Origin of the sequence: Bradyrhizobium sp. AZCC 1719, assembly GCF_036924525.1 — a bacterium.
Taxonomy (GTDB): Bacteria; Pseudomonadota; Alphaproteobacteria; order Rhizobiales; family Xanthobacteraceae; genus Bradyrhizobium.
In genome coordinates this window covers 6596299-6618040 of the sequence record NZ_JAZHRU010000001.1, presented here as the reverse complement: position 1 = coordinate 6618040, position 21742 = coordinate 6596299, and the positions used below count along the sequence as shown (strand labels likewise).

Below are 21742 nucleotides of genomic sequence, written 5' to 3'. Positions count from 1 at the left end.
CGGTTTGTCCCCGTTGAGCCTGTTGCAACACTATTTGCGTCACCGCCCGTTCGGATGGATTTAAGGCGGCATGACCAGGGGCGCCGTGGATATCAGCGGCAGCATGGTGCGCATGGCCGACATGGGCTTGGGCAACAGAAGGCGCGATTGAAAGCACGATCAGGACGATCGCGGCTTGCAGTGCGCATATAATTAGTTGCTTCAGCATGACCGTTGGATTGTAGCACACTTGGGCAGCGCTTTGGAACTCCTGGGGCCACTATGAATTGTCGCGGGAATAGGAGGCCGGGATGCATACCGAGATCAATATTTTCGACAAACCCATCGAGCGCATCAGGAAAGCCTGCGAGCTGATGGGCCTTGGCGCCGATTTCGACCGCAAGCTGCCGGAACTCGAAACCTATCTTGAAAGGCTGGTGGCCGAAGGCGAAACCAACGAGGAACGGCTGACCGTGAGCGGTCTGACCTTCGTCAAGCAGGCACAAGAGGGATCTGCGTGAAGCCCTGGCAAGGCGGCGTCAGGAAATTTCGTCCGGAAGCCTCCAGGCCGGATCCGGCGCGCAACACTCTTCCCTGATTTCCTTCACGTGATAGCGGGTCAACAGAACCGCCCCGCCTGCTTCGTCAGTAACGGGAAGATCGGAAATCAGGGAAGCGTCGAGGGCCTGCTTCCAGACCTCTGCCTCAGTCGGCAGGCCAGGACCGATCTGCCTGTCGTCGGCGAACAGCGCGTAGGGCACAAACCTCTCCCCCAATCAAAACCCCGCCAGCTATCTAAATAACTGACGGGGCTTTTGAGCTGATAATTCCGGTGGATTTCTCCTTCCTGAACTACCTGCTCTAATCTGGAACGCCGGACGATGGATATCGTTCCCGATCTTTTCGGTTGCGGGCGAAAGAATGGCTTGGCCCGCCGATCGACGGCCCTCCTGATTTTTGACGGGAACGGTGCGCCAATGGCGGCTTTCGGGAGTCCGCCTCAATCGCGCGGAACTATTGCCGCTTTTTCCTGCTTGAGAGCGGTGTCTTCAACCTTGGAACGGGATGGCCCATGCGCAAACTACTGTTTGGAATCGTGCTCACACTACCAATGGCTTTTATGTCCCCGGCAACGGCGATGCCCCGCGGCTACCCGTTGATCCACGACTCCTTGGTCAAGGGCGATCTGATCGAAGTAAAGGGCGGGCACGGCCGCGGGCATGGTTGGGGCCGCGGGCATGGTTACCGTCCGTTTGGTTGGAGCCGCGGCCGGAAGGTCGGTTGGCGCGGCCGTGGCTGCCCGCCCGGTCACTGGAAGAAGGGCTGGTGCTGAAACTGAACCGCTGCCGTCACGTACGAGCGGCACGGCTCGACCATTACAAGGTTCGCGCCGCGTTACCCTTGAACAGGATTGGGCCTGTCGGTCGTCCGATGGGAGAGCCGCCTTCAGGCTCCAGCGTGATCTCGAACAGCTGATTTTGCACGGTCTCCGGCAACGACTCCAAATTCAGCTGCAGCGTGCGCGACTGACCGGTGAGGCCGATTGATTTCGGGCCGACGGCGCGATCCCACAGCGTCCAGACCTGCAGCGTGCGGCCGGCGGGAACCTCGATCGGACGTAGCGGAATGAGCTCGACCCGGCCATTTGAAAATGCGTTGACGATGGCTCCGGCCTCTTGGGTCGCATCGTTCACCAGCACGGCGACGTAGACGGGCTTGCTCTGCGCCAGCGCAATCAGGTCGTTGCGAAGGTGACGCGACGTTGTCAACGCGCCGACCATGATCACCGCAAACAGCAGCGCGGCGAGCGCGCCGCCGATACCGAGGCCGCGCCAGAACCGGATGTTGTCCCACAGCGTGGCGCCGCGCAGCGCAGCGCGTGCGGAGGGCAGGGCGTCGATCGGCGCGATTTTGGTTGCATCCGCGATGCGCTGCCAAAGCGCCGGGCTGGGCGGCGTTTCCTCGGCGGTGGAATCGAGGTCTGCAAGCCGTTCCCGCCACGCGCTGACGGCCCGGGCAAAGCCGTCGTCGGTCTCGATGCGCCGTTCGGCCGCGGCGTGCTCGGCGTCATCCAGCAGGCCCATGACATAATCGGCGGCCATTGCGTCATCGGCATCTGCATCGGGCTGGTTCATCCCATGCACTCCTGCAACGCAAACAGGCTGCGCCGTACCCAGCTCTTGACCGTGCCGAGCGGAACCCTGAGTCTTCCCGCCAACTCTCCGTGGCTCATCCCGTGAACGTAGGCCAGCACCACGACATCACGGCGCGGGCGGTCGATCCGCTCGAGGCATCGGCGCAGCGCGCTGGTTTCCGGCATTCGCGACAGGGTGGCTTCGCAGTCGATATTTTGGGCGTTTTCGTCTGACGTATCATAGCGGTGCTCATTGCGATGAATGCTCAGGGCGCGGTTGCGCACCACCGCATAGAGCCAGCCGCGCGCGCTGCCGCGATGCGGGTCGAACCCGGCTGCACCGCGCCAGATCCGTATAAAGGCATCGTGGACCGCTTCTTCCGCAAGATCCTGCCGAAACAGAATGCGGCGAGCGACGCCGACCATGCGCGGCGCCTCGCTATTGTAGATCATCTGCAACGCAGCACGGTCGCCGGCTGCACAACGCGCCAATGCGGCGGCAAGCTGCGACTCGCGCTCCTGATCGAGAACGGCGAGGTTGCGCCAGCCAGCCGTGATCGTGCCATTTCCGGTCATGTCTATGCCCTTGCATAGTTGTTCTACCGTGAGATGCGGCATTTGGATGCATGTGCCGAAAATTATTTTCAGTGTGCTGCATCCGTTTCGCCGTGCCGCCGGTACCCGCTGTGTCGGTCCCGAGAGGATCGTAGGAACACAGGGAGACTTTACGATGAATTTTCGCTCGATTTTCGCCGCTTCGGCCGCACTCTTGCTGTCGTCCGCTGCCGCCAACGCCGCGCAGATTGCCGCGCTGATCGGCGGTGACACCATTGCCGTGGTCGATACCGCGCAGAAAAAAGCGACCGGTTCGGTCAAGGTCACCGGCATTTCCGGGGCGCTGGTCGGCATCGACGTACGTCCGGCCGACGGCATGCTCTATGGGCTGGTCGATGATGGAACTGTCGTGACCATTGCGATGGACGGCAAGGCCACGATGAAGTCCAAGCTTGACACCATGCTGGCCAAGGGCGTGGCCGCAACTGTCGATTTCAACCCGGCGGCGGACCGCCTGCGCGTGATGGGCGCCGACGGAATGAACCTGCGGGCGAATGTCGATGACGGCAAGGTGACCAAGGACGGCGATCACAAATATGCCGAGAGCGACATGCACAAGGGCGAGAAGCCGAACATCGTTGCCGGCGCTTACACCAATTCGGTGAAAGGGGCCAAGGAGACTGCCTTGTTCAACATCGATGCGACCATCGGCGGATTGATCAAGCAGGCGCCGCCGAATGACGGCGCGCTCGGCGCGATCGGCAAGCTCGGGATCAAGGCGGGTACCGTCGCATTTGACATCTGGTCCGACGGTGCCGGCAAGAACGAAGCCTGGCTAATGGCGGACGGCACGCTCTACAGCGTCGACCTCGCTACCGGAAAAGCCACCGAGGCCGCAAAAATCGCCGGCGTCAGCGGTACGGTGAAGGATATCGCGCTTATGGGCATGTAGCGGATTCCTGCTGTCTGGTGCCTCGACCCTGGCGCATCCCGCGCCAGGGTCGAGCACGATCAACATTATATTATATTGAATTCGCAGGTATCGGACGCCGTTTTTGAAGTATTGGTACCCGCCCGTCCGTGCTATTTATGGCAACCGGGCAATTGCCCTTTTTGTCACCATATTTTCCCGGGATTTCCTCCTTGATCGACAAGCTTGAACTTCTGCTGGCGCTGGCAAAGGAACGGCATTTTGGGCGGGCTGCGGAAGCCTGCGGCGTCACCCAGCCGACCATGTCGACCAGCCTCAAGCAGCTCGAGGAAATTCTCGGCGTCATGCTGGTACAGCGCGGCTCCCGCTTTCAGGGCTTTACGCCGGAGGGCGAGCGCACGCTCGACTGGGCGCGGCGCATCGTCGGCGACGCGCGTGCCATGCGGCAGGAGATCAACAGCCTCAAGGACAAGCTCTCCGGCGAAATCAGGATCGCCGCGATCCCGACCGTGCTCGGCATGGTGGCGCAGCTCACGACGCCGTACCGCGCGCGCTACCCGGACGTGCGCTTTCGCATCCAGTCCTGCACGTCGGCCGACGTGCTGGGTCTTCTCGAAAATCTCGAGGTCGACGCCGGGCTGACCTATATCGAGAACGAGCCGATCGGCAAGGTTCGCACCATTCCGCTCTACAACGAAAGCTATCGTCTGCTGACGGCGCCCGACGCCATGTTCGGCGACCGCAAGCAGGTCACCTGGAAGGAGGTCGGGCAGGTGCCGTTGTGCCTGTTGACGCCGGACATGCAGAACCGCCGCATCATCGATCGCGCGCTGGCGTCCGTCGGAGCCGAGGCCACGCCGACGCTGACCTCGAACTCGCTGTTGGTGCTCTACACGCATGTGAAGACCGGGCGCTGGGCGAGCGTGATGCCGGCCAAGCTTGCGGAGACGCTGGGGCTCGCCGACTCCGTCCGCAGCATCCCGATCGTCGATCCCGTCGTCGACTACAGCATCGGCATGGTGATCCCGCAGCGCGATCCGATGACGCCGCTGATCGCGGCGCTGGTGCAGGTCGCCCGCGAAGTGGCGCCGACGCTGGCGTAAGATCAGGCCGCCTCGGCCTCCGCCCTTGCTGTCGGACTCGGCTGCTGCGGTTCGCGCGGCAGCACGATGCGGACGACGGTGCCGGTGCCGAGCTTGGAGCGCAGCCGCATCGTGCCGCCATGCAGGCTGGTCAGCGACCGCGCGATGGCAAGCCCAAGGCCCGAGCCCTGGTAGGTCTTGGTGAGCTGGCTCTCGACCTGCTCGAACGGCTTGCCCAGCCGCCGCAGCGAAGCGGGCGCGATGCCGATGCCGGTATCGGCGATCATCAGCACGATCGAGTTGGGCAGCACGTGGCTGCGCACGGTGACCTTGCCGTCGTCGGGGGTGAACTTCACGGCATTGGACAGCAGGTTGACGAAGATCTGCTTGACCGCGCGGCGATCGGCCACCACGGAGATGGTGCTTTCGATATCGGCGTCCAGCGTCAGGTTCTTGTCCTCGGCGCGCCCGGACACCACGCGCAGCGACTCCGCCAGGATCTTCGACAGGTCGAGCTGCTCCATGTCGAGCTTCATGCGGCCGGCCTCGATCTTCGACATGTCGAGGATGTCGTTGATGACTTCGAGCAGGTATTTGCCGCTGGTCAGGATGTCGTGGCAGTACTCCTGATACTTGTCGGAGCCGAGCACGCCGAACATGCCGCTGCCCATGATCTCGGAGAAGCCGATGATGGCGTTCAAGGGCGTGCGCAGCTCGTGGCTCATATTGGCGAGGAATTTCGACTTCGCCTGGTTGGCCTCCTCGGCGCGGTTCTTCTCCTGCGAATATTTTTCCGCCAGATCGGCCAGTTCCGCCTTCGAGCGCTTCAGGTCGAGCACGTTGGCGCGCATGCGGGCGTCGTTTTCGATCAGCTTCTGCTCGTGTTCCTTGATCCGGGTGATGTCGGTGCCGACCGAGACGTAGCCGCCGTCCTTGGTGCGGCGCTCGCTGATATGCAGCCAGCTTCCGTCGTCGAGCTGCGCCTCGAAGGTGCGGGCTCCCGGCGCTTGCGCGCCGGTCTCCTGCAGCCTGGTGCGAACCTCCGGCATGCTGCCGACCTCGATCACGGTCTCGTACGACGTGCCGGGGGTCACCGCCGTATCGGGCAATTTGTGCAGGCGCTGGAAATGCGAGTTGCAGAGCACGAGGCGATCTTCCGCATCCCACAGCACGAAGGCTTCCGGAATGGTTTCGATCGCGTCGCGCAGCCTGAGGTCGGCTTCCACTGTCTTCTCGGCGAGGCTCTTCTGCTCGGTGATGTCGACCGCGATGCCGATCAGATGCAACCCGCCGTCGGCCGAGGTGTGACTGAGCTCGCAGCGCACGCGCAGCCAGATCCAGTGGCCGCCGGTGTGCTGCATGCGGAAGCTCTGGTCGATGTGGGTGATTTTGCCGGCGATCATCTGGTCGGCGATCGCGAACAGGTCGATGTCGTCGGATTTCACCAGCGCGTTGACCTCGCCGAAGGTGAGGAGATCGTTGCGGGAGTCGAGGCCGAGCATCGTGAACATCGATGCCGACCAGAAGATCCGGCCGCGCGAGAGGTCCCAGTCCCACAATCCGCAGCGGCCGCGGTTGAGCGCGGTATCGATCCGGCCTCGCACCGCGTCGTTGATCAGGTCGCCCTCGCGGGCGCGGGTCGATTGCCAGTGGAAGGCGAAGCCGAGGATCAGCACGACGAAGCCCGTGGTGGCCGACAGCGTCACCGACAAGGCCGCATCCGAACCCCACAGCGGCTCGTTCCGTTCCTGGATGACGATGACCATGCCCGGCAGCGATTTGACCAGCCGCGAGATCGCCATGGCGCCGTTGCCGTTCGGCAGCGTCATGTCGCTGACGACGCCCTGCTGGCCGGGCGTGGCGAGCAGTTGCGCCGTGCTGATGACGTCGAGGATGCGATCGCCGCCAAGGCTGCCTTCGACGGGAACACGGGCCATAATCCGGTGATCGGCGCCGGTGATGATGACGTGGCGGCCGCTCGCAACGCCCCAGGCCGGGATCAGGTCGGGCAGCAGGCTCTGCAGCCGCTCGATATTGGCGGCGCGATCCTGCCGGACCGAAGCGAAGCGGTCGAGGCGTTCGGCCAGGAGTTCGGTGAGCGCGGAGAGGTCGCGCTTCATGGCGGCGCGCTTCTGCCGGCTCTGGTCGATCACCTGCACGAAGGCGCCGAGGCAGATCGTGATCAGAAAGGCGATGATGAGCGTGGGCACGGCGCGGCGAAGCGCCGGCTCTGCGGTGAGCAGCCGGTGGTAGGCAGGTTTTGCGATCGACTGCGCCAATCCTTTGATCGAATCGGATTGGACACACGCGTTCGCCGCATTCGCCGCATGCGCGCGCGCCATGCTTTAGACCCCCGCCGAAGGCTCTTTTGCACATTGTCCGGAAGCACCCCATTACTTCCGAATCATGCCGATTTGAATCCACTTTTTTCGGGCTGTCGAGAGTCAACGATTCGTTAATTAGAAATAAATCTTGTCCAACGCGAATTAAGGCACGCTCGATGCGAGTCCGAAACGGGAACGGGCCCGCAAACCTACGCGCGCGGCGGTTCGGCATGGCTGATGACGCGCTTGATCGAAGGGAACGCGCGGCGCAGCGCGCGCTCGATCTCGTCGACATTCTCATGCACCTTGATGACGCTCATCGACGGCGCAGCGCGGCAATGGAAGTTGACGATTTCGCCCGCATCGGTGTCACGGACCCGCACATTGTGAATGTCATGGATCGCGCCGTTGCTGCCGGCAAAGCGCGACAGCGCGGCCTTGATGGTTTCGACGCGCTCAGGCGCGGCGTCGGTGCCGTGCGGTAGCTCCGGCTCGAGCGGCTCGATGTGGGTGTCGACCTCGACGTCCTCGCCAAATTCCTCACGAATGCTGCGCTCCAGGTCGTGGGCGATGGCGTGCGCGGCGGTGAGTTCCATGTCGCCATCGACTTCGAGGTCGATGCCGACAATCAGTCGTGCGCCGAGATCGTGCACGGTGACATGGTGAACGGCGAGACCGGCATTGCGGGCGATCACCATGATGCGCTCGCGCACGCTCTCATTGTCGCGCGCAACCGGCACCGCGGTGAAGGTGAGGTCGGCGTCGCCGAGCGCTTGCGTGACCGCGACTTGCGCGGTTTTCTTGATCGCCTCGACCCGGTCGATCGGGTAGGTGCGCGGCACTTTGACGATGGCGTCGATGAAATGCGTCGGCCCGACCATGCGCACGCGCACGCGTTCGACGCCGACCGCGCCGGGCACCGCGCGGATGGCGGCGGTCGCTTTTTCGGACGCGCCTGCGGGTGCACGGTCGAGCAGGGTTTCGACGGTGGAGCGACCGAGCCGCAGGCCGAGAATCGAGATCATGACGGCGACGGCGATGGCGGCAACCGAGTCGCCCCAGGCATAGCCGAGCCCGGTGAGCGCGAGGCCGGCGATGACGGCGAGGGAGCCGAGCACGTCGGAAGCAAAATGCAGCGCGTCCGCCGCCAGCGCCTGGCTTCGCGTCTGCCGCGCCGTGCGATGCAGCGCCCGCGCGCGCCAGAAATTGACCGCGATATCGATCACCAGCACGACGAAGGGGACAGCCGATACCGTCGGCGGCGGCGCACCTTCGCGCAGCCGGCTCCAGGATTCGACCAGGATGCCGCCGGCCAGCACATAGAGCAGCGCGATAACGAACAGCGCCGACAGGCTCTCGAACTTGCCGTGGCCATAGTGATGTTCCTCGTCGGCCGGCTGGTCGGACACCCGCACCACGAGCCAGGTGATGATGGTGGCTATCACGTCGACGGAGGAATGCAGCGCCTCCGAGATCAGCGCGAGCGAGCCGATCGCGATGCCGACCGCGAACTTCGCCGCAGCCATGCCGGCGCTGGCGAAGATCGAGATCGCGGCGACGTTGGTTTTTATGGTGGGGATAGTGGTCATGGCCGGCGGTTTAGCAGGGGGGCAGTTAACATGAAAGGCGAGGGTTTGAGGTGCTATCGCAACTCACTTGCAGGAGCGCATTGTTGTTGTCGACCTGCGCTCGCAATGACGCAGAGAAAGCGACGCAAACTCGATCGTCGTCCCCGCGCATGCGGGGGATCCAGTACGCCGCGGCTTGTCGGTTCAATCACTGCTGCCTCTGGAATACTTGGTCACCCGCCTGCGCGGGTGATGACAACCAGGTATGTGTCTACGTTCCCGCGGCGCGATCCGCCCGAGCTTTGCAAATTCATTCGCCCTACAGGAAGAGGGCGCAGGGAATGCCGGGTGCTTGCTGCACCCGCGGTCTCGTGTGCAAGTAGCGCAAAGAGATGCGCACACGAGCATACAGGTACAGCCGAGGCACTCCGGCATTCCCTGCGCAGTGGCTTTACGGCTTATACCGTGCTCTCCCTGGAGACGAATTCCTCTTGCCTCCATCGCTGACGGATTGAAGGCTTGTCGAACCCGGTTGGGTTCAACGCACCTCCGTCAGCTTGACACCAGCCACGGGTGCCAGGACCACACGGTTTTGCCGTACGCTTCAGCGCCGTACGTCCTGCGCGCCGTGTCCGCTCACGGCCGTAGCCGCCCTGCGAACAACCTCTCGCGCCGACGCTGCCGCGTCCACCGCATCCCGCCCCACGTTCGTGACGATGGCCAACGCCCCTCTTGTCGGGACGGGACGGCGGGATTTGTGCGGCGAAGCGGAATATTTTTGATGCGACGACTGCACGGGGCAAATCACGTTGAAGTTGTTATGGAAAATAGATTATTCAAGAAAAATCGATTTTTTGCGACGCGAGTTATTTGCCTGGAGACAGGACAGAATGCTGGCGTCTGAACGAATAGAACCAGGGTGGCGCACCGAGGAACGTCGGCCGCGCACAGGAGCTGACGCCAACTTACAATGCTGTGCTGCAGGAGTTGGTAGCTAGGCCCAAAGCCGACGCTGGCCAACAGCGGCACGCCGCGAAGGGTCGACGGTTGTTGCCAGCCGTATCCTATGACACCATCCAAGTACCGAGTTCTTATGCTTCTGGATGCCTATGCCACGTCGGAAATATCCTTGGGAAAAGCTATCGGACGAACAGTTGCTCAAGCAACCTCTCAGTAGTCTGAAGGTTTCGGTCGAAGGAACTTGGCTCGAGGATTGTCTCAGCACTCTCTATGAAGAGCTCGAAGGGCGGGCCATCCGGCTGCGGCCACACGCATGGGTATCGAGCGAATGGTTTAGCCCGGCAGATGTGCCCGGTATTGCCATCCCATTCTATCTTACCCATCCCCGCCTGATGAAAATCGAGAAGAAGATGATGCTCGACGTCGAGGGCGGCACTTGGTCCGAGTGCATGGCCATTCTCCGTCATGAGGCAGGCCATGCCGTGCAGCACGCGTATCAGCTGCAACGTCGTCGGCGTTGGCAGCAGCTGTTCGGCCCGTCCTCGAAGCACTACCCGCGTTACTACCGGCCCAATCCGGCCAGCCGGAGTTATGTCCAGCATCTTCGGCTCTGGTACGCGCAAAGCCATCCGGACGAGGATTTTGCCGAAACCTTCGCGGTGTGGCTGCGGCCGCGTTCGAACTGGCGGACGCGCTATGCCGGTTGGCCAGCGCTGAAGAAGCTCGAATATGTCGACGAACTGATGGACGAAATCGCCGGGAAGCGGCCGCCAATTACGACGCGGGAGCGTGTCGATCCGCTGCATGAGCTCAGTCAGACGCTTGGCGACCACTATCAGAAAAAGCAGGCGTTCTACGCATTCAAGCCACCGAAGACTTACGACCGCGACCTCTCCCGGCTCTTTTCCGCCGATCCACGGCATCGCCGGGAGCAACCGGCTTCCCTCTTCATCAGGCGACACCGCGCCCAAATCAGGCAGCTGGTTGCCCGGTGGACGGGCGAGAACCAACTTACGCTTGATGCTGTACTTGACGATATGATCTCCCGCTGCCGCGAGCTTAATCTGCGTGCCGCCGGCTCTAAACAGAAGCTAGTGATCAATTTCAGTATACTGTTGACCGCCAAAACCATGCACGCGCTGTTCGGCCCCTCGCGGCGCAAGTGGATTGCGCTATGAGACGCCTGCGCATTCTAGTGCTGATGCATCCGGACTTCGTGCCCCCGGATTCTACCGACGGATACACCGCGCGGCAAATCAATGAATGGAAAACAGAATTCGACGTCGTGAGCACTTTGCGTGCGGCTGGCCATGAAGTGCGCCCGCTCGGCGTGCAGGAGGAAATCAGGCCGGTGCGCGACGAGATCGAAGGTTTCAAGCCGCATGTGGTATTCAACTTGCTCGAGCAGTTTCACCATGAGCCCGTGTATGACCAGCACATTCCAAGCTATCTCGAGCTTATGCAGATCCCATATACCGGGTGCAATCCGCGTGGCCTGATCTTGGCGCGCGGCAAGGATCTATCCAAGACCTTGGTGCACCATCGCCGGATCGCGGTGCCGGCCTTCGCCGTGTTTCCGATGCGCCGCAAGGTCAAACGGCCAGCGCGCTTGGCGCTGCCGCTGATCGTCAAGAGCCTGAACGAGGATGGATCCTTCGGGATCTCGCAAGCATCGATCGTCGATACGGACGAGAAGCTCGCAGAGCGCGTCGCTTTCATTCACGAGCGGGTCGGAACTGCCGCCATCGCCGAGCAATATATCGAAGGACGTGAGCTCTACGTCGGCGTACTCGGCAACAATAGATTGCGGGCTCTGCCGGTCTGGGAATTGAAATTCGGCAGCATGGGCGGCCAGGGTGCACGGCACATAGCCACCGAGAAGGTCAAACACGATCCCAGTTATCAGGAGCGGGTCGGAATTGAAGATGGGCCGGCCAAGAATCTCCTGCCGGAGGTACACGCCCGTATTCAGCGAATAGCAAAACGTATCTACCGAACGCTGGGGCTCGATGGATACGCGCGCATCGACTTTCGCCTCTCTGCCGACGGCACACCGTATTTCATTGAAGCGAACCCCAATCCCGAAATCGCAAAGAGCCAGGAGTTCGCTACAGCGGCTCGGCATGACCGCCTAGATTACCCGGACCTGCTGCATCGCATTCTGGCCCTCGGAATAAGCCGGGCAAAGGCAGGTGTATCCGTAGGCTGAAAGGCACACGAAACGGGCATGCGCAGCGATGGTGCGCGCTCGGAAGTCCAGACAGCATCGCATAGTGGAAAAGTAAGGTCACTTACTTGGCGACGAACGCCGCAAGTTCAGCACCGCACCTGCATCATCGAGAGCTGCTAGTTCTTGGCTCGCAGGATGCTGATTCGGGATTCGTCGACAAAATTCTTGCTGTCCTGATCGGACCGGCGGAAGAGGTTGCGTTCGACAATGAGTGAACGGCCACTGATCGTCTTGGTGCAGCGCTCCTTGAGGTAGATGCCTCCCACTGGCTGGTCTCCTGCATCAGGCTGGCCCTCGGTGCATGCCCAGCCGTCCGAGCCGTAGCGCGATTTGGCCTGCAGCCCCAGGAGAAACGCCTTCTTCCGGATATAGAGACGCGCCTTCGGATCGGTCTCGATCTGCAAACCGGCAACATGCGCGGTATCGTCGATCAGAAGGGTGAGGATCGCCGGATGACCCGCCACCATCGTGCCGTCGCGGCTGGTCGATGGATCGTAACCAAATCGGATCGCCCGTGTACCATTTGCGTCGGCGGGGCAGTCACGCCAGTTTTGCCAGCCAGCCAATGTGCGCTTCGGATCCGCCGCGCAGTAGAGGTCGACGTAACCGGTATCCGCCAACTCGGCCGCAGCCATTCCGAGGCGAATGTCCCGCAGATCGTTGCCGCTGAATTCTTCCGCATCAGCCGGAGAGCTCGCAAGCACGACGGCCTGCCAGGCAAGCAGGCCCGCAGCAAGAACGCCCGGCAGCTTCAGTCTGCGCATCACTGGCCCTTCCCGGTGCTGGCGGTCGCATCATCTGGCTTCTGCGCCGGGGTCTTGTAGACGTCGCATACCCGCGAGGTGTTTGAGAAGAAGGTGACGCATTCCGCGTAAGTGGGTTCGCCGGCTCCCTTGATGTGGGCGATCACGTAGTCGGCGACGGCTTCAATATCCTTCGGGCGCAGAAACGTTCCGCCCTCGGGCGGCATCTGTGCCGCCGCGTCCTGGCGGTTCATGCCGTGGCATTTCACCTCATCGTAGGCGCCGCGCATAAAGAACGGCATCCCGGTGCCCGGCCGCCCGCAGCCGACGATTTCAATGATCTGATCGCGCGTCAGCTCGGTCTTGCGCAGCGACAGCGCATCACCGCCGTAGCCGCCGCCGCCATTGCCGTGCCATTTGTGGCAGCCCACGCAATTGGCCTTACTGAAAACGGCCTTGCCGGCATTGGTCGGATCCGAAGCTGGCGCTTGCGCCGACTGACCGAAAGCTGTCGTACCAATCAAAAAATTCAGGGCGACGACGCTCGCGAGCAGCATGCTTGGCGCCGCCGGGAAGCTGTTGAAGATCATCATTGCGTCTCTTGTCGACGAAGGGGAGGGCCCGCGGTTGGCGGACCCTCCGTTTTTTGGGATGTCAGAGTGCGAATACGTAGAGCATCGATCCCGGCTGTATCTTCTTCAGTTCGGGCGTCGAATCGATGAACCACTTGTCCCAGGCGCCGCCCAGGCCAACCAGAATGGCAACGTACTGTTTGCCATCGACCATAAAGGTCATCGGCGGTGCGTTGACGCCGCCGCCCGTGTTGAACTCCCAGAGCTTCTGCAATGACTTGGCGTCGAGCGCCATCACTTCGCCGGATGGCTGACCGGTGAAGACGAGGTCGGGAGTCGCAAGCATGCCGCCCAAATTGGGAAACGGCGTTTCCATTTTTTCGGCGATCTTGCCCGTCGTCACATCGATCGCAGTCACGCTGCCGGTGATCCTGAATGGCTGGCTCGGGCCGCCGCCGGTCCAGAACTCCCGCGGTTTCAGCTTGTCCCGCGTCATCACCTCAACCTTGATGCGGTTGCAGCTCTCGATCACCGGGATGTACCAGAGCTTCAAATCCGGATTGTAGGCCGTCGGCGGCCAGTTCTTGCCGCCCATGTTGCCGGGGCAGATATCGGTTTCCATATTGGTGCGGCTTGGCGTCACCGACGCGATATAGGTCTGCACGGCCTTGTTCGGGTCGTACTCGATCGGCTTGCCGCTCTCGGGGTCGAGCCCTTTGGTCCATGTGACTTTCTTGACGAACGGCAGGCCCCAGACGAACTTGCCGGTGGTGCGATCGATCGCATAGGCGAACCCGTTGCGGTCCGCTTCGAGCGCGAGCTTCCGCGGACCACCAGGCCCGGGGACATCGACCAGCACGTTCTCTGCCACGCTGTCATAGTCGTAGGGGTCGTTTGGCGTGTGCTGATAATGCCACTTGATCTTGCCGGTCGTGGCATCAAGGGCCAGCGAACTATCGGTGTAAAGGTTGTCGCCTGGCCGATATTCATTATCCCAGTCCGGCCCGGGATTGCCGATGCCCCAGATGATGGTGTCGGTCGCGGGATCGTAGGTGCCTGTTACCCACGTCGAACCGCCGCCGGCGGCAGCCGCGTTGTTACTGTCTTTCCAGGTCTCGCTGCCGGGCTCGCCCTTGCCCGGGATTGTGTGGGTGCGCCAGACCTCCTTCTGGGTCGCAAGGTCGGTGGCGGCGATCCAGCCACGGATGCCGTATTCCGCGCCGGCGACGCCCGTGATCGCCATGTTCTTGACGATCAACGGCGCGCCGGTGATCACCTCGCCCTTGTCCGGATCGGCCACCGTGCGCTGCCAGGCGACCTGGCCGGTTTCCTTGTTGGTCGCGATCAGCCGGCCATCAAGCGTATGGGAAATGACGAGATCACCCCACAATGCGACGCCGCGGTTGTCGACGCCGCAGCACGCCACGGCGCCAGCCCAGTCACGGTCCGTCTTGGGATCCATCTTCCAGACCAGCACGCCGCGGCCACCATGTGCATCGATCTTGTAGACCGAACCCCATCCATCGGTGACGTAGAGAAAGCCGTTCTCGGCAATCGGAGTTCCTTCCAGCCCGCCATGGCTCCAGATGCCGCCGCCCTCGATGCCGCCGAGGTGCATGGTCCAGGCGACCTTCAGGTTCTTCACGTTATCGCGGTTGATCTCCTTCAGAGTGGAGAACCGGTGAGCCGCGTAATTCTGATGATGATGAAGCCAGTTGCCCGGCTCCTTCTCGACATTGAGTAGCCGTTCCTGATTGACCTCGTCGGCGGCGGATGCCGGCAGTGCGGCCGTCATGCCCGCGGCAGCGATTGCAACGGCGAGCAGGCGCGCTCGCGTGGAGATTCTTGTGTGACCTGAAAATCGCTCCATGAGTAATGCCCTCCTTTGGCAGTTCATGTTGAATCGAGCGTCCGGCACATCCGGGCGTTCAGCTGAGAAGCCTCGTTCAGCGGCTCACCGGTCCGCTGTCGCGATCAGGGCGTTCGCGAAACCTGCACCTCCGTTTCTTTGGTTCCACCTTTCTGGAAAACGACGGCACATGTAAACGTCTCGCCGTCGACAAGCTTCTGCCGCGTCTGCAGCAGCATCACGTGATATCCGTCGTGCTTGAGTTCGGTCGTCTTGCTCTCCGGGATTGGAATCGACTTGATCTCGCGCATGGCTGGCGCGCCTTCGCCGCGATCGACCGTGTGCTTTACGGCGAAATTCGCGAACGGACAGCGGATGCGCAACAGGGCGTCGGCTTCGGCCGCATCGTTCCTGATCGTCATCACAAGCGGGAGATCGATACCGATCTGATCGGACGCAGGCACCCGGGCGTTCGTCACTTGCAGCCCTTCACCTGCCGTGGCGAGCCCGCCCGTCAGCCAAAGTCCAACAGCAACCAGTCCGAACACAAGAAACGTAATCCGGCCGCCGCGATCAGGACGTGCGCCATCAGCACCTGATGTCGCTGTCGCGGTCATCGGCTATGTCTCGGCCGAAGGGCTATCCTGCAAATGCGCGGTCAGTCGAGGGAAACAAGCGAGGGATGCCCAAACGAAACTTTTCGTGCTGCACATTGGCGTGCCTCCCACGATCGATTTTTCTTATTTCTTGGCGTCCCAAGTTACGCTTCAAAATACGGCGCTCAAAGGGCGCTGCGCTTTTTTCCCGACAAAAAATGCGCCACCACGTTATTGCGGGCGCGACAGAGCCGAGGTGATCGAACAGGCCGCCTCAGTTCCGCTGTTGGCCCTCGCCTTTGCGCTCTGGACACGAGCCTGCGGCATTGTCCAAAATCTCGGTACAGAGGAACCGCCCCGATGCCGATCATCGATTCCCAGGTCCATGCCTATGAGGCGAACAGTCCGATGCGGCCCTGGCACAGTGTGCCGAACTGGCCCGATCACGTTACGGGCGACGAGATGGTGGCGGCGATGGACAAGGTTGGCGTCGACGGGGCGATCTTCATCTCCGCCTTTTCACTGTACCGTTACGACGCCAGCTATGCCGTGGAAGTGCAGCGGGCCCATCCCGGCCGGCTTGCGATCGTCAAGCCGGTCGATCCAGATGACCCTGATGTGGCCAATGTCGTCGCCGACTGGAAGAGGACGCCGGGCGCGGTCGGAATCCGCATCATGCTGACGAAGGAGGCGCGGCGCGCGCCTGATGATCCCGGCCTCGACCGGATTGCGCGCGCGGCGGTTCGCCATGATTTTCCGGTCAACATCCTGTGCTGGGACAATCTCGACGCGGGCAGGGCGCTGATCGATCGCCATCCCGACACGCGGTTCATCATCGACCATCTGGGGATCCTGCAGCCACGCGTGCCGCCGGCGCCGCCCGAACCCTGGGCCGAGCTTCCGAAGGTGCTGGAACTCGCCATGCGGGCGAACGCCGTGATCAAGGTCAGCGGTGCCTGCACGCTGTCCCGCGAACCGTACCCTTTCCCTGATATTTGGGACCCGCTCGGGCGCGTGTTCGATGCCTGGGGTTTTGAGCGCTGCCTGTGGGGCACGGACTGGACGCGCGCGTTCGCGGTCGTGAACTACGAGCAGGCGGTCGAGCCGTTCGTCAGGACCAGCCGCCTGAGCGAGAGCGAGCGGGCCATGCTGATGGGCGGCGCTTGCATCAAGGCTTATGGCTGGTCGCCGAAAAAAGGCTAGCGCGCAGGTCATCCACCTCAGGAGGAAACGCGATGGAATTTCGGACCTTTGGCCGCACCGGGATGCGGCTCTCGATCCTCGGCTTCGGCTGCGGCGCAGTCGGCGGTCTGATGGTCCGCGGCGATGCGGCCGATCAGGAGCGCGCCATCGCGCGGGCGATTGCGGCCGGCGTCAATTACTTCGACACGGCGGTGCAGTACGGCGATGGCGAGTCGGAAAGGAACCTTGGCCGCGTTTTGCAGACGCTGAAACCGGCCAACGTCGTCGTCGCCACTAAGGTTCGGTTACCGCCTGATGATCGTGGCCGGATTGATGAGGCGGTGCGGCTATCGCTCGAAGGCAGTCTGGCGCGGCTGCGGCTTGAGCGGGTCGACATCCTTCATCTGCACAATCCGATTACCGCGCAGGGCGGCGGGCCGGCGCTCGGCGTGCGGCAGGTGCTCGACGAGGTGGTGCCGGCGTTCGAGCGGCTGCGGCGAGAGGGGAAGATCCGGTTTCTCGGGATCACGGCGCTCGGCGACACGGCGGCGCTGCATCAGGTGATCGATGCTGGCGTCTTCGACAGCGCGCAGGTCGTCTACAACATGCTCAATCCGTCTGCGGCCGGCGAATTGCCGGCGCGCTATCCGGCGCAGGATTATGGACGGCTGTTTGACCACACGGAGGCGGCCGGTGTTGGTGTCGTCGGCATCCGCGTGCTGGCCGGCGGGGCGCTGTCGGGTTCGGCGGAGCGGCATCCGATTGCGGGCGCCGCGCCGGAGCCGATCGGCTCTGCCATGAGCTACGATGCCGATGTCGATCGCGCGCGCCGGCTGATGCCGCTGGTGGAGGGCGGATTTGCCGGCAGCCTGACGGAGGCCGCGACGCGGTTTGCGATCTCGCATCCGGCGATGGGCACGATCCTGGTCGGCATGGCGACGCCGCAACAGTTCGAGGATGCACTCGCCGCGGTGGAGAAGGGCCCGCTGCCGCAGGCCGCGCTCGATCGGCTGTCGGAATTGCGGCAGGCGTTTGCTGGCGAGGCGCGATGATCGAAAACGACGGTCTCGGCTGCCCCTTACCGAATTATTAACCAATCTGCATCAGGTTTAACGGATTATTAACCAATCTGGTTCGGGATTGGCGTCGCGACCAACCGGCACCAAGGGAGTACCTGATGGATACCCGAACGTCTGCCGCACCCGACGAAAAAACGCCTCCGTCGGAGGCTTTGGCGACACAACTCAGCAAATCGGAAACGCAAGAGAAGTCGCAGCCCTCCAGCGAGCTGGAGATCAGCGCCGAACGGATCAACTCCTCCGTCGCCCGGCTGACCTCAAACTCGATAGGCGAACTTCAGGGGCTGGCTTCGGAACTCCAAAAAATGCAGGATTTCCTGCAGGCCGAGGTCAACAACGTGCAGCGCCAAATCGACAGCGCGTTGGCCGGAATCAACATCATCGTCGAAACGATTAGTCCGTGGAAAAGTATTGCCGGCTCGCAAACGCTGCCATCCGGTAATCGCCATGTCCGCGCGGGAGGACCGGCGGCCAATATTGAGCAACGCAGTCGCGTCGGGTAGCAGCGGCGCGCGCGTTGCCCGGCCGATATTGCGGGTTCGGTAAGCCGGAACAAGATTGCGAATTCCTTGAGGCCAAGGTCACGTCGCCGTCGGGCACTCCTTCTCGCCTTGCTCAATCGCGCGCAACGTCTCGATCACGTCCGTAACAGGATGCGGACTCCCGTCCGAGCCGGCGTCGGTGCTCGGCCTCATCCATGCGAACGCTTCGGTTGAAGCGTACGGTGCGCGCAAGAGAGTGAACGCCGGATCGCCATCGCCGCGTCACCAAATCGCCTAACGACTCAACGACGCTATTGCAGCGGGCTGCGGGCGATGCGCGTGGGTGCAGCAATGATGCGCTTTGGGTCCAATCTACATCTAACTCCCGCCCTGAGTGGGCTGGTTATGGTCGCGCTGCTCGTGCTTGGCGCGATCGTCGTTCAAAGTTTCGGACTGGCTGAGAAAGGTGGCCGTGTCACTGCTGTGTCCGAACGCAGTAAGGTGGGCGCGCGCACCGAGAACGGTGGCCGAGCAACTCTCGATATTGGTGTCGCAGACCTGAGAGGGTCGCTGCCGTAGGATAATTTGCGGTTTGCAGATGGTTATCAACACCCTTCCATTTTGGGTGGTTCGGCCATATCTTTCTCACATGACCAAACTGCTCGAAAAGGCCCTGGAAGCCGTGCGGCGCTTGCCACCTGACAGCCAGGATGAAATAGCGCTTGCCATGCTGACTCTGAGCGGCCAAGAGGGAGAGCCAGAGGAGATCGATCCAGCGCATCTTCCTGCCGTGTTGGAAGGGCTTGCGCAAGCCGAGCGCCGCCAATTCGCAACCGATGCCGAGGTCGAAGCCGCGTTCCGCCGCTTCGAGCAATGAAGCTCCGTTTTACGACGCGTGCGGCTCGGGATCTCGCCGAGATAGCGGACTATGTCCGCGAACACAGCCCGCGGGCTGCGCTTCGCGTGCAGGCCGCGATTCTTGAATCGCTCCAAAGTTTGGCTTTATTTCCGCATGTTGGACGGCAACAGAATGTCGAGGGCGTGCGCAAGCTGGTGACGCGGCGATATCCATATCTGGTCTACTACACTGCTGACAACGAGGCCGAGGAAATCGTCATCCTCGCCATTCAGCATCCAGCCCGCGAGCGCGAACATTCGGATGCCTAGCGCCGGATGAAGCACTGCCAATCCGGTGTCCACCGGCGCATGGGTCCCGGCTCTGCGGAGCAGCGCTTACGCTGCACCGCGTCCGGGACACGTTAGAACGCCACCACGATCTTCCCGAGGTGCTTGTTGGCTTCCATGTGCTCGAACGCCTTGCCGATCTCGGCGAAGGGATAGACCTTGTCGATCGGCAGTTGCAGTTTTCGCGATTCCACCGCCGGCCAGATGTCTTTGCGGACCTCGTCGAAGATTTCGCGAATTTCCTCGATCGTGCGGGTGCGGAAGGTGACGCCGATATAGTGGATGCGGCGGGCGGCGTGGAGGTCGAAATTGAAATCGGCGTGGGTGCCGCCGAGCCGGCCGACATTGACGATGCGGCCCTTGACCTTGGTGGCGGCGAGGTTCTGGTTGGCGACCTTGCCGGACACTTGGTCGACGATCAGGTCGACGCCTTCGCCGTTCGTTGAGTTGAGCACCTGATCGACCCAGCCGGGGTCGCTGGAATCGATCGCGAGATCGGCGCCGAACTCCTTCAAGCGGCCGCGGCGCATCGCGTCCGTCGAGGAGCCGATCACGAGTTTGGCGCCCTTCAGTTTTGCAATCTGCATCGCCATCAGGCCGACGCCGGAGCTGGCGCCCTGGATCAGGACGCTCTGGCCCGGCTGCAGCGCGCCGTTGGTGACGACGGCGTTGTGCATGGTGGCGAGCGCGACGGGGAGGGTGGCGGCTTCCTCGAAGTTCATGTTCGAGGGCGCGCGGAACAGCCGGCCATGGTCGGCCAGCGTATACTCGGCAAACGCCGCGCCGCCGGAGCCCATGATCTTGTCGCCGACGTTGACGCCTTTTGCGTCCGGCCCGAGCTCGGCGACTTCGCCCGCCCATTCCATGCCGAGCACGGTGCCGACGCCGCCGGCCGCGCCATGCACATGGCCCTTGGTCATGCCGAGGTCGGCGCGGTTGAGGCCGCAGGCATGGACCTTGACCAGCACCTGCGTACCCTTCGGCGAAGGTTTTGCGACCTCTGATATTTCGGCGCCGTTGGCGCCGTAGACATAGGCTTTCATGGGCTCTTCTCGTTTTCTGCTCCCTCTCCCGCTTGCGGGGGAGGGATGGGGTGGGGGTGTCGCCGCGAGTTACACTGTTCGTGTGGAGAGAGCCCCCACCCGGATCGCATCTTCCGACGCGATCCGACCTCCCCCGCAAGCGGGAGAGGTGAAGCGAGGTTGCGGCGCGCATAGGCCGCCTATTCTGCTGCCTGCCGCTGCGCACCCGACAACATGCCTTCGAACCGGCTGCGGATGATCGCTTCCGCGTCGCGCATGATGCGCGAGATCAGTTCGGCGCAGGTCGGGATGTCGTGGATCAGGCCCTGGACCTGGCCCGCCGACCAGATGCCTTCATCGGCGTCGCCGGTGGCGTAGACCATCTTGCCGCGGGCGCCGGCGACGAGCTCGCGCACGTCCTCGAATTTCGCGCCTTCCCTTTCCATCGCCACCACCTTGGTCGAGATCGTGTTCTTGGCGACGCGCGATGTGTTGCGCATGGTGCGGAAGATCAATTCGGTCTCGCGTTCGTCATTGGCGACGATGCGCTCCTTCACGAGCTGATGGATCGGGCTTTCCCTGGTGCACATGAAGCGCGTGCCCATGTTGATGCCCTCGGCGCCGAGCGCGAGCGCGGCAACCAGGCCGCGGCCGTCGCCGAAACCGCCGGAGGCGATCATCGGTATCTTCACCTTGTCGGCGGCGACCGGGATCAGGATCAGGCCGGGCGTATCGTCCTCGCCGGGATGACCGGCGCATTCAAAACCGTCGATCGAGATGGCATCGACGCCCATCCGCTCCGCCGACAGCGCGTGGCGGACGCTGGTGCATTTGTGGATGATCTTGATGCCGTGCTTCTTGAACTCGGTGACGTGTTCCTGCGGCTTGTTGCCGGCGGTCTCGACGATCTTGATGCCGGCCTCGATGATGGCCTGGCGGTATTCGGCGTAAGGCGGCGGCTTGATCGCGGGCAGAATGGTGAGGTTGACGCCGAACGGCTTGTCGGTCAGGTCGCGGCAGCGCGCAATTTCCTTGGTGAGATCCTCCGGCGTCGGCTGCGTCAGCGCGGTGATCAGCCCGAGCGCGCCGGCATTGGCAACGGCCGCGACCAGCTCGGCGCGGCCGACCCATTGCATGCCGCCCTGGACGATCGGGTGCTCGACGCCGACGAGCTCGGTGAATCGCGTCTTGATCATGTCCTGCCCTCTGGTTTCCCGGCGCGGGATGCCCGCGCGCCCTTGTGAGATTTAAGGGCAGGATGCCGTTACC

The 21742-nt window shown here is 62.6% G+C and carries 21 protein-coding genes; 10 read left to right on the top strand and 11 right to left on the bottom strand.

Features of this window, described 5'->3' with window-relative positions:
- Positions 1–290: 290 nt before the first annotated feature.
- The gene (locus V1292_RS31300) at positions 291–500 is read left to right on the top strand and encodes a hypothetical protein (RefSeq protein WP_334376381.1); all 210 of its coding nucleotides are present in this window, start codon (positions 291–293) and stop codon (positions 498–500) included.
- Between the two features lie 18 nt (positions 501–518).
- Here the strand turns inward: V1292_RS31300 and V1292_RS31295 are convergent, their stop codons facing one another.
- The 3 genes from V1292_RS31295 to V1292_RS31285 form a co-directional block, all read right to left on the bottom strand.
- Complete coding sequence (locus V1292_RS31295; protein ID WP_334376380.1) at positions 519–740, bottom strand: hypothetical protein; 222 nt, start codon at positions 738–740, stop codon at positions 519–521.
- Between the two features lie 615 nt (positions 741–1355).
- Positions 1356–2114 carry an anti-sigma factor gene (locus V1292_RS31290; protein ID WP_334376379.1) on the bottom strand — a complete coding sequence of 253 codons (759 nt, stop codon included), beginning with the start codon at positions 2112–2114 and terminating at the stop codon, positions 1356–1358.
- Entirely contained in the window at positions 2111–2731 is a 621-nt protein-coding gene (locus tag V1292_RS31285; protein ID WP_334376378.1) for a sigma-70 family RNA polymerase sigma factor, read from the bottom strand. Before V1292_RS31285 ends, V1292_RS31290 begins: the two co-directional genes overlap by 4 nt.
- Positions 2732–2843: 112 nt before the next feature.
- On the opposite strand from V1292_RS31285, the gene V1292_RS31280 reads away from it, so the two are divergent.
- Together V1292_RS31280 and V1292_RS31275 are read left to right on the top strand one after the other, a co-directional pair.
- Positions 2844–3620, top strand: a complete 777-nt coding sequence (locus V1292_RS31280) for a DUF4394 domain-containing protein (RefSeq protein WP_334376377.1) — start codon at positions 2844–2846, stop codon at positions 3618–3620.
- 191 nt (positions 3621–3811) lie between these two features.
- Positions 3812–4702, top strand: a complete 891-nt coding sequence (locus V1292_RS31275) for a LysR family transcriptional regulator (RefSeq protein WP_057847652.1) — start codon at positions 3812–3814, stop codon at positions 4700–4702.
- A gap of 2 nt (positions 4703–4704) precedes the next feature.
- Here V1292_RS31275 and V1292_RS31270 read toward each other — a convergent pair whose 3' ends face one another.
- A complete protein-coding gene (locus V1292_RS31270; RefSeq protein WP_334376376.1) occupies positions 4705–7023 on the bottom strand; it encodes a PAS domain-containing sensor histidine kinase in 2319 nt (772 codons plus the stop codon).
- Between the two features lie 191 nt (positions 7024–7214).
- On the bottom strand, positions 7215–8594 hold the full coding sequence (locus V1292_RS31265) for a cation-efflux pump (RefSeq protein WP_334376375.1): 1380 nt from the start codon (positions 8592–8594) through the stop codon (positions 7215–7217).
- A 1133-nt stretch (positions 8595–9727) separates the two neighbouring features.
- Here V1292_RS31265 and V1292_RS31260 point away from each other — a divergent pair.
- A complete protein-coding gene (locus V1292_RS31260; RefSeq protein WP_334376374.1) occupies positions 9728–10711 on the top strand; it encodes a putative zinc-binding metallopeptidase in 984 nt (327 codons plus the stop codon).
- Positions 10708–11742: a D-alanine--D-alanine ligase family protein gene (locus tag V1292_RS31255; protein ID WP_334376373.1), complete on the top strand. Its 1035-nt coding sequence runs from the start codon at positions 10708–10710 to the stop codon at positions 11740–11742. The genes V1292_RS31260 and V1292_RS31255 overlap by 4 nt, the downstream gene beginning before the upstream one ends.
- 137 nt (positions 11743–11879) lie before the next feature.
- Here the strand turns inward: V1292_RS31255 and V1292_RS31250 are convergent, their stop codons facing one another.
- The 4 genes from V1292_RS31250 to V1292_RS31235 all read right to left on the bottom strand — a co-directional run bounded on the left by V1292_RS31250 (position 11880) and on the right by V1292_RS31235 (position 15544).
- Positions 11880–12527: a hypothetical protein gene (locus V1292_RS31250; RefSeq protein WP_334376372.1), complete on the bottom strand. Its 648-nt coding sequence runs from the start codon at positions 12525–12527 to the stop codon at positions 11880–11882.
- Entirely contained in the window at positions 12527–13099 is a 573-nt protein-coding gene (locus V1292_RS31245; protein WP_442895579.1) for a c-type cytochrome, read from the bottom strand. The genes V1292_RS31250 and V1292_RS31245 overlap by 1 nt, the downstream gene beginning before the upstream one ends.
- A gap of 61 nt (positions 13100–13160) precedes the next feature.
- Positions 13161–14948 (bottom strand): PQQ-dependent dehydrogenase, methanol/ethanol family, encoded by a 1788-nt coding sequence (locus V1292_RS31240; RefSeq protein WP_334376371.1) that lies wholly within the window; start codon positions 14946–14948, stop codon positions 13161–13163.
- 104 nt (positions 14949–15052) lie between these two features.
- Positions 15053–15544, bottom strand: a complete 492-nt coding sequence (locus tag V1292_RS31235) for a copper chaperone PCu(A)C (protein WP_334376370.1) — start codon at positions 15542–15544, stop codon at positions 15053–15055.
- A gap of 339 nt (positions 15545–15883) precedes the next feature.
- On the opposite strand from V1292_RS31235, the gene V1292_RS31230 reads away from it, so the two are divergent.
- From V1292_RS31230 to V1292_RS31210, 5 genes are all read left to right on the top strand, one after another.
- Positions 15884–16726, top strand: a complete 843-nt coding sequence (locus tag V1292_RS31230; RefSeq protein ID WP_334376369.1) for an amidohydrolase family protein — start codon at positions 15884–15886, stop codon at positions 16724–16726.
- A 32-nt stretch (positions 16727–16758) separates the two neighbouring features.
- Positions 16759–17757 (top strand): aldo/keto reductase, encoded by a 999-nt coding sequence (locus V1292_RS31225; protein ID WP_334376368.1) that lies wholly within the window; start codon positions 16759–16761, stop codon positions 17755–17757.
- A gap of 125 nt (positions 17758–17882) precedes the next feature.
- Positions 17883–18287 (top strand): hypothetical protein, encoded by a 405-nt coding sequence (locus V1292_RS31220; RefSeq protein WP_334376367.1) that lies wholly within the window; start codon positions 17883–17885, stop codon positions 18285–18287.
- A gap of 577 nt (positions 18288–18864) precedes the next feature.
- The gene (locus V1292_RS31215; RefSeq protein WP_334377217.1) at positions 18865–19143 is read left to right on the top strand and encodes a hypothetical protein; all 279 of its coding nucleotides are present in this window, start codon (positions 18865–18867) and stop codon (positions 19141–19143) included.
- Positions 19140–19433 (top strand): type II toxin-antitoxin system RelE/ParE family toxin, encoded by a 294-nt coding sequence (locus V1292_RS31210; RefSeq protein ID WP_334376366.1) that lies wholly within the window; start codon positions 19140–19142, stop codon positions 19431–19433. The genes V1292_RS31215 and V1292_RS31210 overlap by 4 nt, the downstream gene beginning before the upstream one ends.
- A gap of 92 nt (positions 19434–19525) precedes the next feature.
- Here V1292_RS31210 and V1292_RS31205 read toward each other — a convergent pair whose 3' ends face one another.
- Positions 19526–20494 carry a zinc-binding dehydrogenase gene (locus tag V1292_RS31205; protein ID WP_334376365.1) on the bottom strand — a complete coding sequence of 323 codons (969 nt, stop codon included), beginning with the start codon at positions 20492–20494 and terminating at the stop codon, positions 19526–19528.
- 179 nt (positions 20495–20673) lie between these two features.
- A complete protein-coding gene (locus V1292_RS31200) occupies positions 20674–21669 on the bottom strand; it encodes an NAD(P)H-dependent flavin oxidoreductase (RefSeq protein ID WP_334376364.1) in 996 nt (331 codons plus the stop codon).
- Positions 21670–21742 lie beyond the last annotated feature (73 nt).